Origin of the sequence: Arthrobacter sp. MW3 TE3886 (genome assembly GCF_041262145.1) — a bacterium.
GTDB lineage: Bacteria > Actinomycetota > Actinomycetes > Actinomycetales > Micrococcaceae > Arthrobacter.
In genome coordinates, this window is the sequence record NZ_JBGCAN010000001.1 from 1,313,672 (window position 1) to 1,328,003 (window position 14,332).

Sequence of the window (14,332 nt, forward strand, 5' to 3'; positions counted from 1 at the left end):
GCACCCTAGCCTTGACCCGGCTCAGGTTTACGTTTTACGTGTAGTCGGCGTAGCCTGGCAGGCGGCTAATCGGCTCACCGGTGGCGGTCTTCCAGATTTGACGACCGTTGGAGGTGGAACCGGTTAGGACACACGCAGCCTTGGACGGGGAATCCAAGTACACATGTTCTGTGAGTATCAGATGTTCACCCGAGTGATGCAGTTGGTCCTTGTCGATCATCTCTCGACGAATCAGCTTGTAGTTCCCGTTTAGGGAGGGTGCTTCTGACGTCGATGCAGTGGCTCCCGCCAAGACGAAAACACCTCCGTTAACTGCATGGCCGGTCGCTTTGGCGTCGCCCGATTCTAAGTAGACCGGAGGCTGGAGACTGAATCCGTAGTAGTCCAGTACCCCGGATGGATCTAGCGGAGCCCAGACGGCTCTGCTCACGATGCCATGAATAATCGAAGAGATGAGCCAATAGTTCGGGTCTCGCGGCGGGTCATGCTCTTCGACCCGCCACTCTTGCCCTTCGGCGGTCATGATCAGTGACTGCGACGCTGTGGGTTGTCTGGAGCTATCAGTTCCCAGGCTGGCGGCAGCGGAGCCGAGCCACTGAAATTGTTGGGCGGAAATTCGAGACTGCCAAGTCCCCGGTCGGTACTGGGCGGACCCGACCAACTGACAGAAACCCGTGCTCCATAAGGTCGTCATGGATTCGTCCACCCGTAGCAGGCTAATCGAATCAATCAGCAACGCTGAGACCCTCCAGCAAGCTCCGACCGTCCTCTGCAGTGGTTGCGACTACCCATTCGGCGCAGGCGGAAAGATCCAGACTATAACCAATGCCTGTCACCGCAGGGGGGATGCCATCCGGGAAGGAAGCCGGGTTTAGCGCGGGGAACGACTCATTCACTAGGTAAAGCTGTTCCGACACGATTCGGAACGGAAAATCGAATTCCTTATTGAGCGAGACCCCCCAGCCAACTAGCGACAACTTGCGTAGGAATTCTTCTCTCCGGTACGGATCTCGATTCAGCTTGTCCAAGCCGATGGTCACCAACTTGCTCAGCGTATTTCCTGCCGCGTTATCGGGAGCTACGACGAGGCTAAAGAGGTAGAGATTTCCGTTCTCCAGTGGCGCTAGCTGTTGAAGGCTATTGATTCGGTGGGCGGGACCCTTCACGGCAGTGGACTGGGACGTCTTTACTTCGACAGAGACACCGTGCCCGGCGAAATCATGCACATTCTTCAGCGGTCCGCACCAAGCTTCCAACGACCGCGATATGTCAGCCCAGCGAATGAGGAACCAAAGCTCGCCAATCAAGCCAAGCGCGGTGTCACGGGTAAGGTCGGACGGATCCACCTTCCACAGCCACTGCCAAGTGCGTAGCACTCTTAGCGTGAGTGCCACGTTGTCTTCTGAAGTGTCCTGGCGTTCTTCGCGGATTGACTCGGCAAAAGCGAGGAACGGTTCCCAATAACGATGATCGCGGCAGGCGACTACGACGAACGAACTGACCGGGTGCCCAGCCAGTTGAAGGTCTTCAATCGAAGCTGAGACACCTTTCGTCTCAAAGAAGACTTCTCCGGTGGGACGAGTTGTGTCGTTGCGCAGCAGGACACAGCGGCGACCTTCGCCATCCAAGGACAGCCACACGCCAGATCCCGGATCAACCTCGAATCCTTGGTGAGCATCAGTCGGAATTAGAAGCTGACTCCAACGTTCTTCTAAGTCAGTCATCAGATTCATCCTCACTGGGCAATTTGCGGGCTGCACGTCCGCGCACGTAGGGGACCGAAGTGGGATTTCGCGTAGTGGGAAGTGATAGGCCCACGCCAATAACGGGCGGCTTGCCGTCCGGTTCATCGAACAGATCTTGGCGGTTCTGGCTCGAACCCTTCGAATAGGGACTAATCGGGTAAATGAGCAGCAGACCTTCTGTCTTGTCTCGCTGCTCTCGGAGGGCGTAACCCATGGTGATGCCTGCTTGCTCATCCGAAGCCAATGCTTGGTCTTCTGCAAACTTGGCCTCGGCGGCTGCAATCTGCTCATCGCTCAGACCGACTGATTCGTCGCTGGCTCTGAAGTTGCCCGCTACTGCTGGGCTCATGAGAACGCCGACAGACAAATCATCTGACTTCAGCCGGCTGCGCGTCATTGCAGTGACTGGCCCGAGGAATTCATTGCCAAAGTCGACTTGGTACTTCTCCGGGTGGTACTGGCTGTGGACGACGGATACGGTCCATTGGGTTAGCTCCGAATGCCGGGTTGCCATTCTTTGAATGTAAGAAGCAATAGTTGCCGAATCGAACGAAGAGGCTTCCTGCGCGGAATGGAAATGTTGCAGGAATCCAACGACTGATTCCCACGGAATCCCCTGCCATATCGGTTGTTGGGTTGATCCTCGTTTCAGATGAGGTTCCCCCAGGGACTGAATGAGGGTTCGGGTGCTGACGAGATTGTCTTCCAGCCAAGGAGAGTTCTCCAGCATGAATCGAACGGTTTGCAGTTGGCGTCCTGAATAAGTTTGTTCGACCTGCTCCGCACTGCCCATCCGACTCGTGGCCGTTGCAAGCATGGCCGGATGGGTTCTAACTTTGGGGGCTATCTGCCGTGGAGTCAGCCTATCGCGCTCGTACATCTTGATTTCGTCCCGAAGCTCCTCCTCGACAAGCGAAAGGTGACGGAATTTAGCGACTAGTTCCTTTGTGGTCCAAAGCCGCGTCAAGTCTGCGTACTTGGCTCGGTAACCAAACCAGCGACCCATCTGCAAGAGCGTGTCGTAGTTGTTGGCATTGCGGCAGAAGTAGGACACTGTGAGGTCCTCGATCGTCAGACCTCGGCTCAGGCGGTTCCCTCCAAGAAGGAGCACCGTGAGATTGGGATCCTTTTCATAGTCCAAGATGTCTTTGCTGGTGCTGTTCAATGCGATTAGTTCGAAAGAGCTTGAGTGCTCGAAGAATTGATCAATCGCCGGCTCGATTTCTTCGAACGTCCGGACGTTGTTGAGGTCGTAACTCGAAACGACCGGAACAAAGTCCGTTTCCCACCGCTGGCGGAGGGCTTGGCGCAGATTTTCGCGGTCGTACAGCCACTCTTGACGAACTCGCTTGATGTGGGTGGAGAGCTCGGCAAACAGGCGGTTCTGCAAGTCGGTTTTGTGCGACGTGTGGATGAGCATACTGCTCATGCCGCCGCCTAGCCTCTCAGACTTTGCGGCGGAGGCTAGGATCCAGTCCATGAACGCGAGCCTGAGGCTTGGCGTGACTATCGGAATCCAATCCGCTTCGTCCTTCCGCCCAGGCGTCAGCAACGGGACTTCACCGAACGGTATGTGCCGGATTACGTCCATACCGGGAAGCGGTTCATCCTCCTCGCCGAGCGACGGCCGTCCGAATATTTTCTCAGCGCCAACATACGCCCCGGGGCGGGGGAGGCTGATGATGAAGTTGCTTGGGTAGAGATCTTGACCATGTATTGTCGTGCTTGCATTCGGATCGATGAATATATTGGCAAACGGAGTCGCCGTATACGCAACGTAGGAAACTCGTTTGAACTTCCCCACAAGTTCGCGGATCAACCCATTGATCGTTGATGGATCCAATTCCTTATCGGGGGCAAAATCGCCTTGGTCGGCGCTGCTCAGGTCAGAGAAATAGGCGCCGTCGTACTTGGTGTCTATCGAAGCTTGATCAGATTCATCGTCGATGATCAGCACAGGAAGGTCAGTCAAGTCATCGTCAAGCCATTCGTTCACGCGGTTGAGGACCGTGGCATTCTTCTTGACCACCATCAGTCCTGGCATCCCAGTGCGGAGGGGTGCCGCATCAGTCCCAGGTTTGAAGTCCCCAGTCGTTGTTGACTGGGTGATGTTCCACATGGCGTGTTCCTTGGGTGCCTTCCCCACACCCCGGTTGTCGTCAACTAGCCCGAGCTCCAGGTCCAATCGACGCTGCGTCTGCGCCCTGAGTGAATTGTGAATGCCTGACAGTACGATGACGAGCTTGTACCCTCGATCTACAGCTTTCGCGATGAGCGCTGTGAAGTTGGCCGTCTTACCGGACTGAACGTACCCCAATACGAGGCCAGCAACTCGGAACTCGTCTTTTGCATAGGGGGCGCCATCTTTAGGATCCTCGATATACGACAGGATCTTGGTCGACCAGTGATCTAGGTCGTCAACCGTGTCCGTATGCCAATGTTTCCGCGTGCTGAGATAGCGATTTAGGGTACTCCAGAGGTAACCACTGCTTGGGTCGTAGTCTTTTATCCAGGGAAGGGGACCGCCAGGCACTACTACCGCGCCAGGCTTCGCAAAAGTGATCACTTTCTCCTCGGCAGCGAAATAGCTAAGTATTTCATTCTTCAGCGCGGGATAAAGCAGATTGATGGCCTGCTCAATGCTGGTCCCTGACGTCGCAGAATAACCTCGGACGACATGCGCCTGCTCTCGATACTTTTCTGGATTACCAACCAAGTTCATGTGCTACTTCCGGGTTATCTGCGATAAGGGCTTCAACTATTTTGAGGAGGGCGGCGGATTCCCCGACGGCGTCAGCAGCTTTCTCCAAACTCATTCGACGAGTGAGAAGGACGCGCTGCGGAGGTGGGACCGGCGCAGGAGGCCAAGGAAGCGGGGCAACACTCGTTGCACCAGTTGCGCGGCTACCAGCAGGGACAACTCCGAAGCCGGAATTGGGCTGAACCGGTGGGGCAACGTCTAATTTCTCTCTGTGACTTTCTCCGTTGGGATGCGAGCCCGTTTTGTCCTTTGCCTCAGCCTTCTTTGCCGAAGCTTGCCCGTACGAGCGTTTGGCTTGACCGCGCAGCGATGCCACTCTGGGCTTCAATATCTCGCGCAAGGACCCGGGAATGACAACGGACATCTTGGATATGTTGATGCCGAAAGCGGGATCCAGTTCGGGGAAGAACTCAAGGGCCACACGCGCTTGTTTGGTATGCTCGTCGGCGGCGCCGAGCCTGGACCATCCGCCCGACTGGATCATCCGGTCGGAGCGGTAGACATAGAAACCTTGCTGCTGATTCCACTTAGACGGGCCCGAGAGTCTCTCGAACTCTTTGTCCGAGGAGAACTCGTCCTTGCGGGGGAGGATGTAAGCAGTCACTCTCACCGTTCCCGAGGCCCCTGACCCGGATACGTCGAACTGGTCGTCGCTGAATTGCTGCGTGGCTTCTTCCTCCAGTGCAAAGGGATTCCATGGCTCTATAGGGCGCCCGTTGAGGTGGATCTCTAGGCTTTGACCAAGGCGGCTCGTTGCCGTTCCTTCCAGAAACTTGTGGAAGACCATTCCAAGATGTCTTTGCAAGTCCTCAGCGTGATCAAAGAACCGGTCCCGTGATTTTTCCGTATCCTGAAAGTGATCGCCCAAAATGCGGTCCAGCTTTGACCAAACCACGCAGGTGCCGTTACCCGTAGTCAGTGGCTCCAGAGATGCCCTGTGGAGTTCTTCCTCAGGTATCGATTCGATTAGCCACGCATCGCGTTCGTTGATGAGATCCACATCGAAGCCTCTGGCATGAATACGTTCACCGCCGGCGTCCGACCTTGACGACACCACGAACTTCTTGCACTGTGACAGGCTTGCCGTATTGAGGCCCAGACCAAATTTTCCGAGGTCGTCTGGCTTGTACTCGCGGTCTGATCCGAACCTGAGAGCCTCAGTGATCCGGTCGGGGTCCATCCCATCTCCGTTATCCGCTATGCGAATGAACGAATCAGCACCACCCCAAGCCATTGTGATTGAGACGATGTTCGCGTTAGCAACGATGCTGTTGTCTATGAGGTCAGCGACCGCGCCCCGGAATGAGTAGCCGACATCCCGAAGGCTGTTCACCAGCCGGGCAGCCGATGGTAGTACTTCAATGGCCTCGCGAGTCTCCACCATAAATTCCCCTCGATAACAGTGGTCGTCGACGACCGCCAAAGCTCCATTAGTATCGCCGCAGACCAGTAGCTGTGACTAGCTGGCCTGCAATCGCCCACTGCATTCTAACCAGCTTGATTCATTACCCTCGAAAGGGATCGCCATGCGACGCGCTGGCCTCCTGAGTCGACCAATCCATCCGCGCACGAGGGGTTCTGAGTACCGCGCTGAGCACCGTTTCCGTGGGAAGCTCGAGCAGGGCGTCAGCAGGCTGTTGCGGATGGCCTCGGCGACCCCGGGGAGTAGACGTTCGGTAGGAAGGGGACGTCAGCGACTAGTCGAGGATGGCTCTACCAAATCGGGAAGTTGGCGTTGTTGCGGCCCAAGAATGTACATTTGGGGCTCTTGGCTGCTCGCACAATGCGTAACCGCAATCGCAAAATACTGACTCCTCGCAGGAGCGTACTTACGGAGGGCCAGTCGTCGCGGGTGTGCTCCCTGGCCGCAAGTTCGACTATCCGTTGTGACCGCTGTCGGTAAACTCCAACGACCGGCCTCGCCGGCGAGGCCTCTGGGGCGCTCTGCTCCTGCCTCGCCAAGGGGTGACAGTTTTGCTGGGTGGTGAAGGCGGGCATTTTCGGGCACGCTCAAGGCACAGGTTGTAGTAGGCCATTACGTCTCGCACCAGAGTCATGGCCTCATCGAGGCTCGACTTCATATCTGTGGCGAGCGCGTACGAGGTAGCGAGGGAGGCTTGCGGCCATTTCCAAGGATCCGACTTCCGTGCAACTTCCAGCACGAAACCCATGGTCTTTTCGGCAAAAGCAAGAAATTCAGGGGAGTACTCAGTGCAGAACTGTTTCGGACTGAGCCGCAAGGATTCAGGGTGCCCCAGCTCCTGCCAGCCCGCGTAGATGATGGGAAGCACGATGGGCAGCTGCTCACCCACCCGCGGTACATAGTGGTCGGGTTGGTGTGCCTGTAGCCAGGCGAGAGCTACTTGGGATATGAATATTTTTTCGAGGTCCTTCATCTGCCGTGCGTTTTTCTGTGCCCAGTCGTCAACTGAGACGTGCTCGTGGATGAGAACGCGCGAATGTCGAGTCCATAGCCGGAGCAGGCCGCCAAAAGTGTCGAAATCAACCTCAAAGGTCATTCGCTTCCCGAAGGGTTTGTCATCCGTATCCTTCTTGTCCTGCGCGTCAGCATCGGCCAAGTACTTCCTAAGCCACTTCGGGGATGAGTAACGAGGTACTCCCTTATAGATGAGGAAGAAAAAGGTGGGTGTGCCCACTTGGCTGCCAGCGACCCAGCCACGCAATGTCCCTACGTTAACGTCCGCCGTTGAACCACTCATGCTGTTCTTGATCTGGACATGAGCTGTTAGTCCAGACATGTCCCACGAAGATGGCAACTCCCCGATCTTGTGGGCTTCAGTGGGCGTGTGAACGTGAGCATCCCAGCCATAGTCCGATTGGGCAAGCGAATTGACGGCCGCACCGATCTCGAAAAATTTCCTGATCACGTCAAGCTCGCCGAGATCACCGCTGAGGTTGGACTGCGCTCGTTTGGCCATTGGTTTTTATGTCACCCTTCAACAAAGACTTTGCGGCGTCCTAATGCTATCCCCAGACACTTTCATATCCCGTTGTCTGCAGACATTGAGCGGTCCGGCGAGGCGCCGCCGGCCACAGTCGTGGCAGCAGGATTAACGACCCCAAGACAAGAACAGGATCGAATTTCAACCAGGTCAGCAAACGGGGTGGAGCCGGAGGAAGGAAACGAGAACCTCATTTCCGAGATGCCGGGCAATCCGAAGTTCCGAGCTTCGCCTGAGCGGCCAGACCATCTGCGAGCTCCGCGGGCGGTACGTGGACTACCCGGAGCAGCCCGGCGCCCGCTGCCGAGTGGTGCTGGAGCTCGACGGCGACTTCGCGCCGCACCTGGTGGAGTTGCTGCAGGGCTTTGCGGATGTTGAAAGTACGACGACGGCAGCGGGCGTGGGCGCGGCGGTCGCCTGAGTTTGTTGCAGGCTAGGACTGCGGGGCCCGCAGGTCCAGCAGTTTCGCCCGGCTGGGCCCCACCTGGCTCAGGCTGATCTGGCATTCGCCGGGCCCGAGGACCCGGCCGAAGCGGTGGTTCAGGATGGCGAGCAGGGTGCTGCCGCCGTCGTTGTCGATTTCCAACGGCGCGGCGGCGGCGGAGCTGCTCCCCAGTCTCACAGGCAGGGCCGAGATGTTTTCCAGCAGGTGGGCGATGGCTTCACCGTCGCGGATCAGGACCGACTCCCAGAACCAGCAGTCGGCGCCCGGCTTCGACGCCCACGCCGGGGGCGACGAATTCTGAGGCGGGCTGCCGCTGCCGTTGGATGCGTTTGATCTCGATGTTCTGCCCGGGGCCGCCGAGGACTTCCTCGAAGGGGCGGATCCGCTCGATTCCGATGCGGGGGAGGGTATCGGCGACGAACCGCCCGACACCACGGCGGGCCCGGATGAGACCATCCTCTTCGAGAAGCATCAGGGCCTCGCGGACCACTGTGCTGCTGACCTTCATGTCTGCGCCGAGCTCCGTTTCGGTGGGGAGCATGGAGCCGGGCGTAAGCAGGCTGTTGCGGATGGCCTCGGCGATCCGGGAGTACACGGCAACCCGGAGGGGCGAGCTGGGCTGGGCCTCCACCGGCTGGGACAGGAACTTGGCGGCGTCCTCGTGCACGTTATGCCTCGCTTAGTGGTGTTCGGGAATTCCAGCGTACGACAAGTGTGACGCGTTGGTTGGACAAGGCCCACTTGCGGGAAGGGCCTCGAACCGAAGCGGCGAGGCCGGCGCCCTAAGCGCCGAAGGCCCGGCGCCCCCAGAGTGCGGGACAATGGAAGTCCCGACCACGAAAGCGGGCCACCCTGATTAGAATGCAGCATGATGCCGGCGGAATCACCCGGCTTCACCCGGCTGACCCCGTGGGGCTGAGCGGGGCCGGCGGCGCCGGCCATCTCGATCCGCTGCTGTACCCGTGGGACCCGCCCGTGGCCTCGGGTGTCATGGACGGCGATGAATTCCGGCCCCTGGAGCCTTCGGCCGGCCTGGATGAAGCCCTTGCGCAAGCCGGCGCGGCACCGCTGGAAGCCCGGTCCCTGCTGGTCTCGATCGGCTCGAATTCAAGCGCCGACGTGATGCGGCGGAAATTCGCCAACTACAACCAGACGGTCAGCGCGGTCCTGCCGCTGGTCCGGGGGCAGCTCCACAACATCGCCGTCGGCCACTCCGCCCACGTGAGCAAGGCCGGCTACATCGCCGCCGCCCCGTATCCGCTGATGGGAGAGTGCACAGCGGTCTGGCTTTCATGGCTGGACGATGTCCAACTGATGGCCCTCGACGAAACGGAGCCCAACTACCGGCGGATCCAGCTCAACGGCGAAGCCTGCCCGCTCGTGGCGGACCACGGGGATCCTCCGGAGGAGTTTTCGCTGTTCACCTCGCGCTGGGGCGTGCTGACCGACGGCGACGGCGGGACGCTTCCCTTCCTCGACCAGGCTGCCCTCTTCGGGCTCCTCGCCGGCAGCGGCACCGGGGACCTCCTGGAGGAGGGGAAGTCCGTGTTCGGCGGGCCGCCGGAGCTTGTTGCCGAGCAACTCGCTATGCCCTCGGTCCAGGCATGGGCCAGGGAATGGTTCAGCGCGGTCGGCCTCGCCGCGCCAGTGGACTTCGACGGGCCTTGCGCGGAGTAGCCACGCCTGTTGAACGTCGCCGTCACCGGCGGCGGTGTTCCCGGCGATGTGCTGCGCAATGTATTCGGCATCGCGGCCCACGCCCGCCACGATGGACGAGCCGTGCCCGGTCAGCCACGGCAACCCGACGGCGTACAGGCCCGGGTGTTCGGTGACGCCGCGGTGGTGCCGGGGGTAGTTCCATTCGTCCAGCACCGGGATGTCCAGGATGCTGAAGTCCAGCCGGTACCCCGTGGCCCAGAGGACCGACGTGACGTTGGCGGCGTCGAGGTTCAGCCGCGGCGGCTCCGAAGGAAGCCAGTCGTCCTTGCGCGGCGGTTCCGGCTCCGGTGCCGACATGCCGGTGGCGGCAATATAGCTGTCGAACATCGGTTTCATCCGCTGGTAGAACGCCGCTTCCACCAGGCCCAGGCGTTCCGGAAGGTCATCACTGAAGACGAGGTCGCCGTCGTCGGCTGCTTCCAAATGGCCGTGCAGCCGGACGCCGCGCCGGCCGAGGTCCCGCAGGTGGATGTCGTGGCCGCCGTCGGCGCCGGACACCGGCGGGTTGCAGGCGAACCGCGCCGCGGGGGAGGGCAGCTGCCCCACGGTGAGGCCGTTCAGTCCGTAGTCGGGGCCGAATTGTGCGAGCTGCATCATCCAATAGAGGAGGTCCTGGCCGCGGTACCGGCGCGGTGCTTCCGGGCACGTGGACACCGCCAGGTGGATGTCGCGGCCGACGGCGAGCAGTTCCTCGGCGATCTGGCCGCCGGACTGGCCGGCGCCAACGATGAGCACGGCACCGTCGGGCAGTTGGCCCGGGTTGCGGTAGCTGTCGGTGTGAAGTTGCAGGAGGTGACTGGGCAGTTGCGCCGACAGCGCGGGGATTTTCGGCTTCTGGTAGCCGCCGGTCGCGAGCACCACGTTCCGGGCCCGCCAGCTGCCCCGGCTTGTGGCCACGGTGAAGCCGCCGCCCTCCGTGGGCGCGATGCGTGTGACATCCACACCCGTCCGGACCGGAGCGCCGATGCTCTCCGCATAGCGCCTGAAATAGCCGATCACGTCATCCCGCAGCATGAACGCTTCCGGGGCCGGGCCGTCATACGGCATGCCGGGCAGCGCCAGCGAGAAGTTCGGCGTGTTCAAGCAAAACGCGTCCCACCGGTCCTGCCACGCCCCGCCCAGCTTGTCGCGCCGTTCCAGCAACTGATGTTCGACGCCGGCGCGGCTCAGCCAGTAGCTCGTGGCCAGGCCGGCCTGCCCGGCCCCGACGATAAGGGTGTTGATGCTTTGCGGAGCCGCAGGTCGGGCGGCCGTCGGGGCTTCCATGGTTCTTCTACCGTAGCCAAGGTGCAGGGCTTGCTTTTGGTGGCAGGATATGCCCGCTGCGTCGCTACGTATAGGTGCCCGACGACGGCGTGAAGGGGCGCTGCCGCCGTCCCCCGCAACTGCTTGCCCTCTTGGGGCCTAGCGAAGGCAGTGGCGAGCTCAGCGGATATGCGGCAACTACGACACCCGCGGGGGAGGCCGACATGCTGCTCGGTTTATGGTGAACCTATCCCCATACCGGTGCAGGATCACGGACGGGTCACGTGTTGAATGGAGAAGACCGCGCTATTCGCAGCCAACACCGTCACCGTTGCGGTCCAAGCCATAGATGTCACTTCCGACGACCGTCACTGGTCCTCGTACATACGCTGGACCGTTGCCGCTCCCGCCGGCGCAGTCCACATCAGAAGCGATCGGTACACATGCACCTGAATAGTTGCGATCGCATCCAGAGGGAGCTGCTGGGACAAACGGCCGAACGGGGGTTTGAACCTTCGCTGCGGCAACCGCCGCTGCAGCCTGCTTACGTGCGGCTTCCGCGGCTGCAGCCTGCTTACGTGCGGCTTCCGCGGCTGCAGCCTGCTTACGTGCGGCTTCCGCGGCTGCAGCCTGCTGGCGTGCGGATTCCGCCGCGACTTGTTCCTGCGCAGCCTTGGCTTCCGCTTCCTTGGCGGCTGCATCAGAAGCTGCCTTGGCGGCAGCGGCTTTAAGGGCGAGCGAGGCGGCCGCTGCCCGAGCATCTTTTACCCGCTTTGATGCTGATTGCTCCATCCACAGCAGCTTTCCATCGTCGGCCTTCGTGCAGATAAAGACAGTTTGCTGGTGGATTTCACTTGAATCTTCCGTGGTGCAGGAGATTGTTGCGGGCGCAGTAGCTGTGGGCGACGCCGTTGGAGTCTCGGAAGCTGATCTAAAAGCTGACGCAGCGGGGAATGAGGCCGCAGCTTGGCCTCCGCAAGCTGTAAGCGCCAGGAGAGTGGCGCTGGCCATGACTGCGGTTTTCCCTAGCCGACCAGAAACTGGGGAAAGCCGTTTGCCGTCGGCCGACTGGCAAGACATTCCGTCCGGAAATCGAATATCGTTGCGCCCAAAGCGTGTATTCATTTGTGCCCCCACAAATCAGATTTACATGAAAGTTCTCGCCGACCTTAGCACTGGAACTCGCGTTCGATATAGACTTTTCTACTAAACAAAATCTGTCATCTATGTCTTTTGGGCCGGGACTTAGAAACCTTCGGCTCCTTCGGCGGCAGCCCGGCCACGTGCTCGAATGCCTTCTCCACCAAGGCCGGCCCCTGCCCTCGCCTCATCGCCGTCGCCCACGGCGTTCCAGATCTCCGGTAGCCCGGTGTAGCCGCCCGTCGGACGCTCGGCCTGCCCGAACGGCACGGTCCGCTCGGTACTTTCGAGCAGCTCCTTGTCCGCCTCACCCAGCCTCACACCGATGGTGGGCGCGAACAGGCCGGCGAGGCTTCGACTCCGGACGTTCAGGCGAGCGGCTGCCGCGCACCGACGCTGACGTGATCGACGCTAACGGGACCGGCCGGCGCAACGTACTCCTGCCGTCGTCGTTCCATCCTTGCCTGCTGACCGGGCGAGGGAACCCTTGCGCCCTTGGTCCGGTTGCACCTGGCACAGGCCGCGACGAAGTTTTGCAGGCTGGTGGATCCGCCCTTGGACCACGGGTAGAAGTGGTCACCGTGCTCAGCAGGCCGTGGGCACCGCCGCCGGAGTCCGGACTCCATCTCGCACTGGCCGCCGGCGCGTGCCAGGCCTTCCCGGCGCTGCTGGCGGCTGAAGCGCCGGACCGGATCGCGGCGTTTCAGGTCTCTGGCGCGAATGACGGCTGCAACAACTGTCAGAACCACCAGGAAAAGCCCGGGGACGGAGACCGCGGCCAAAACGCCGTCGACCATGCCGCGAAGAATTTCAGCGACTGTGGCTGCGCTGCGGCTGCCCGCCGCATTGACCTTCGGCATGAGCGCCAGGACAACGGAGGCGCCCAACCACATAACCACCGCCGAATAGGCCACGCGCAAAGCCTGGCGGCTCCAGTAAATGCGTTTCAGTTCCAGCATTCAGTCGTCCCCCATCGATCTTCAGCCCGGTCGAATCCGTGCTGCGCTGCAGCTAGAGAGATCGTACCGGCGGGCTGACACGTCTGCGGTGCTCATGCCATTTCCTCGTGAGCTACGGCTGGTGCCCCAATCCATGGGGCCACTGCAGTAGCAGTGCTCGTACTGCGCCCAGCTGGCGACCGCCACGGCCGGCGACGCCGGCGTCCGCTGGCATGAACGTTTGTGCAAGCGCGTCTGGCGGTTTTCCCAGGCCGTCCCCCCGGCGAAAAGAGTGTACTGACCAGTAGCTTTGGGTCGAAGGGAGTCTCATTTCAGTGCGGACAGGGGTTCGCCCGCGGAACCGGTTTTGGTGCACATCCGTGCAAATCCATGGCCGTAATGGGCTCCGGGCTGCCTAGGTTTGAGTATCCGGGCAACGCTGGCCGACCCGCAGTACACCGAATACTGCCGGCCCCGCAGCCCGCTGACACACGAACAAAGAGGTTTCCAATGTCGCTGCTCGCCAAAGTCCTGTCCACCGCCGCCGCTGCCGTCCTGGCCGGCTCGCTGGCCGCGGCCCCCGCCCATGCGGGAGCTGTTGAGATTTCCCCGCCGGGCGCCAATGACTGGTCCTGCAAGCCAAGCGCAGAGCACCCGTATCCTGTCATCCTGGTGCCGGGAACCTTCGAGAGCATGGACAAGAACTGGTCCACCCTCTCGCCATACCTCAAGGGCGCCGGGTATTGCGTCTTCGCCCTCAACTACGGCGAGACCAACGGCGTGTATGCCACCGCGCCGGTCGCCGATTCGGCGCAGCAGCTCGCCCCGTTCGTGGACAAGGTGCGTTCCGCCACCGGCGCGAAGAAGGTGGATCTGGTGGGCCACAGCCAGGGCGGCATGATGCCCCGCTACTACATGGGCTTTCTCGGCGGTGCCAAGAATGTCCATCAGCTCATCGGGATCGCGCCCTCCAACCACGGCACCGAAGGTGTGATCGTCCCGCAGCCGGGCGCTGTCCCGGACCCCGACTACACCGGCGTCGGCTGTGCCGCCTGCGCAGATCAGCAGGCGGGGTCGGCTTTCATGCAGAAGCTCAACTCCATCGGCGATACGGTGGCGGGACCCTCCTATACCGTCATCTCCACGGTGCACGATGAAGTGGTCGTTCCCTACAACAGCCAGTTCCTCAGCGGGCCGGCGCGGCAGGTCACCAACATCACCATCCAGGACAAGTGCCCGGCCGACCCGATCGAACATGACCAGACGCCGAACGACCCCGTGGTGCACCAGATTGTGTCCCACGCACTGGGCATGGTGTCCGATCCCGCCGACCCGGCCTACCAGCCCAGCTGCATCTAGGAGTGAGTGGCGGCGGG

Annotated in this window: 10 protein-coding genes and 2 pseudogenes; 2 read left to right on the forward strand and 10 right to left on the reverse strand. The window is 60.8% G+C overall.

Annotation, left to right across the window (positions count from 1 at the left end):
- Nucleotides 1–34: 34 nt before the first annotated feature.
- From ABH915_RS06035 to ABH915_RS06055, 5 genes are all read right to left on the reverse strand, one after another.
- A complete protein-coding gene (locus tag ABH915_RS06035) occupies nt 35–523 on the reverse strand; it encodes a DUF4357 domain-containing protein (RefSeq protein ID WP_370118914.1) in 489 nt (162 codons plus the stop codon).
- Nucleotides 524–725: 202 nt separating this feature from the next.
- Entirely contained in the window at nt 726–1,724 is a 999-nt protein-coding gene (locus ABH915_RS06040; RefSeq protein WP_370118917.1) for a PD-(D/E)XK motif protein, read from the reverse strand.
- The gene (locus ABH915_RS06045; protein WP_370118920.1) at nt 1,717–4,467 is read right to left on the reverse strand and encodes a Z1 domain-containing protein; all 2,751 of its coding nucleotides are present in this window, start codon (nt 4,465–4,467) and stop codon (nt 1,717–1,719) included. The genes ABH915_RS06040 and ABH915_RS06045 overlap by 8 nt, the downstream gene beginning before the upstream one ends.
- The gene (locus tag ABH915_RS06050; protein WP_370118923.1) at nt 4,451–5,929 is read right to left on the reverse strand and encodes an ATP-binding protein; all 1,479 of its coding nucleotides are present in this window, start codon (nt 5,927–5,929) and stop codon (nt 4,451–4,453) included. Before ABH915_RS06050 ends, ABH915_RS06045 begins: the two co-directional genes overlap by 17 nt.
- Nucleotides 5,930–6,383: 454 nt before the next feature.
- The gene (locus ABH915_RS06055; RefSeq protein ID WP_370118926.1) at nt 6,384–7,445 is read right to left on the reverse strand and encodes a hypothetical protein; all 1,062 of its coding nucleotides are present in this window, start codon (nt 7,443–7,445) and stop codon (nt 6,384–6,386) included.
- Between the two features lie 295 nt (nt 7,446–7,740).
- Here ABH915_RS06055 and ABH915_RS06060 point away from each other — a divergent pair, with 295 nt between their 5' ends.
- Nucleotides 7,741–7,890 carry a hypothetical protein gene (locus ABH915_RS06060; protein ID WP_370118929.1) on the forward strand — a complete coding sequence of 50 codons (150 nt, stop codon included), beginning with the start codon at nt 7,741–7,743 and terminating at the stop codon, nt 7,888–7,890.
- Nucleotides 7,891–7,917: 27 nt separating this feature from the next.
- Here ABH915_RS06060 and ABH915_RS06065 read toward each other — a convergent pair.
- The 5 genes and pseudogenes from ABH915_RS06065 to ABH915_RS06085 form a co-directional block, all read right to left on the reverse strand.
- Nucleotides 7,918–8,581: pseudogene (locus tag ABH915_RS06065) on the reverse strand (GntR family transcriptional regulator); the annotation flags it as partial.
- A gap of 1,049 nt (nt 8,582–9,630) precedes the next feature.
- A pseudogene (locus ABH915_RS06070) lies at nt 9,631–10,899 on the reverse strand (flavin-containing monooxygenase); the annotation flags it as partial.
- Nucleotides 10,900–11,184: 285 nt separating this feature from the next.
- Entirely contained in the window at nt 11,185–12,003 is an 819-nt protein-coding gene (locus ABH915_RS06075) for a hypothetical protein (RefSeq protein WP_370118932.1), read from the reverse strand.
- Nucleotides 12,004–12,123: 120 nt separating this feature from the next.
- Entirely contained in the window at nt 12,124–12,339 is a 216-nt protein-coding gene (locus ABH915_RS06080) for a hypothetical protein (protein WP_370118935.1), read from the reverse strand.
- Between the two features lie 47 nt (nt 12,340–12,386).
- The gene (locus tag ABH915_RS06085; protein WP_370118938.1) at nt 12,387–12,977 is read right to left on the reverse strand and encodes an HNH endonuclease; all 591 of its coding nucleotides are present in this window, start codon (nt 12,975–12,977) and stop codon (nt 12,387–12,389) included.
- A 489-nt stretch (nt 12,978–13,466) separates the two neighbouring features.
- On the opposite strand from ABH915_RS06085, the gene ABH915_RS06090 reads away from it, so the two are divergent.
- Nucleotides 13,467–14,315 carry an esterase/lipase family protein gene (locus ABH915_RS06090; RefSeq protein ID WP_370118941.1) on the forward strand — a complete coding sequence of 283 codons (849 nt, stop codon included), beginning with the start codon at nt 13,467–13,469 and terminating at the stop codon, nt 14,313–14,315.
- Nucleotides 14,316–14,332 lie beyond the last annotated feature (17 nt).

Bases quoted from the DNA above. Each gene is read 5' to 3' on its own strand.
- ABH915_RS06035 (WP_370118914.1), bottom strand. From the start codon at position 523: ATGACCGCCGAAGGGCAAGAGTGGCGGGTCGAAGAGCATGACCCGCCG.
- ABH915_RS06040 (WP_370118917.1), bottom strand. From the start codon at position 1,724: ATGACTGACTTAGAAGAACGTTGGAGTCAGCTTCTAATTCCGACTGAT.
- ABH915_RS06085 (WP_370118938.1), bottom strand. From the start codon at position 12,977: ATGCTGGAACTGAAACGCATTTACTGGAGCCGCCAGGCTTTGCGCGTG.
- ABH915_RS06055 (WP_370118926.1), bottom strand. From the start codon at position 7,445: ATGGCCAAACGAGCGCAGTCCAACCTCAGCGGTGATCTCGGCGAGCTT.
- ABH915_RS06075 (WP_370118932.1), bottom strand. From the start codon at position 12,003: ATGAATACACGCTTTGGGCGCAACGATATTCGATTTCCGGACGGAATG.
- ABH915_RS06090 (WP_370118941.1), top strand. From the start codon at position 13,467: ATGTCGCTGCTCGCCAAAGTCCTGTCCACCGCCGCCGCTGCCGTCCTG.
- ABH915_RS06045 (WP_370118920.1), bottom strand. From the start codon at position 4,467: ATGAACTTGGTTGGTAATCCAGAAAAGTATCGAGAGCAGGCGCATGTC.